Source organism: Synechococcus sp. OH2 (assembly GCF_047462155.1).
Taxonomy (GTDB): domain Bacteria; phylum Cyanobacteriota; class Cyanobacteriia; order Thermostichales; family Thermostichaceae; genus Thermostichus.
Window position 1 is genome coordinate 1 of sequence record NZ_JANSIR010000014.1, and the last position, 1,236, is coordinate 1,236.

Sequence of the window (1,236 nt, forward strand, 5' to 3'; positions counted from 1 at the left end):
GCGCACCGGATTGTATTGCAAGCTAAATCCATAGGTGCGGCGGTCGTAACCCAGGCGGTAGGTGATGTCCACCTGCTGGCCTGACTGCAGATCCACCGTCGTCTCTGCCCCTACCCGCAACGGACCATACAGTTGCTGTAAAAAGCCCAAAACAAGCTGCTCCCGCGTGGTGATGCGGTCAAACAAAAACGGCGAGGCTCCGGCCAAAAAACCGTTGGAGTAGGTCACCCTCAGGTTGGTGTAGTCGAAGGTATTGGCCGCAAAAGCCCCGATCACCGCGTCGAGGCCGATGCTGCCGGCAGTATAGCTTTGGGTGCGCCCATTGGAGTAAAACGACTGGCTGCTGCTGACGCCGGTGTTGAGCCAGATTCCCTGTTCGATGGGCAAAGCGGAAAAGCGGGGCGGCGGATCCGACGCCGTCTTAGGGGGTCGCCAGAGGGGAAAAGAACGAGTTAGGGCTGCCCCCAGTTGCAGTCGGGCGAGCTGGATGCGCTCGGTGGTATTGGCCAAGGCCAGATCGGGATCGGTGTCGATGTTGCCGAGTTGTCCCAGGGCGTCGATGTAGTCGGCGGCTATGCGGTAGCTGAAGTCCAAACCGGTGTTGCCGAGGCGGAGGGTGGGCGAGCTGTAGCTAGCACCAAGGCGATTCTCCACAATCTGGAACCCCAGCCGCCCGCTGAAAAAACGCTCCTGATACGCATAGGTGTAGGTGACTTGGCCGCCGTTGCCGGTGGTAACGCGGTGTTCGACCTGAGCCCGCAAGCGCCGGGCAAACTCCTCGAAGACGATCCCGCGCAGCTCGGCAAACAGCGAGGTTTGGGCATTGGCTTCCGGTTGCCGCCAACGAAAATCAGCCCGCAGCCCGATCCCATCGCGGATCCCTTGATCGCTGCCCCAAAGGCGTTGCGGATACAGTTGTGGGGAGAGCACCAGGCTGAGATGGGGATCCTGCAGCAGCTCGAAGTTGGCCTGCAGGATCAGGCCGCGCCGCAGCTCTTCCCGGTCGAAGTCATCGTAGAAAATGCTGACCGGAGGCTGACGGTTCAATGAGTCAAAGCGCAGCCGAATGGGCAGGGGCAGAAACAAGACCTGGTCGAAAACCAGTTGGCCAGCTTCGGCAATCAACAGGCTGGAACCATCCGCCTGCAAGGTAGAGGTCGCCCGCGGGCTGCGGATCTCCAGCTCTGGCGGATCGAGAGGGTCATTGGTCAGCCGCACCTGCTCTCCTTCCCAGTT

Annotated in this window: 1 protein-coding gene; it reads right to left on the reverse strand. The window is 60.8% G+C overall.

Translation table 11 applies throughout. The features are described from left to right. Positions 1-1,236, reverse strand: a 1,236-nt coding sequence (locus tag NW835_RS01250; RefSeq protein ID WP_414414307.1) for a DUF3769 domain-containing protein, incomplete at both ends; no start/stop codon positions are given.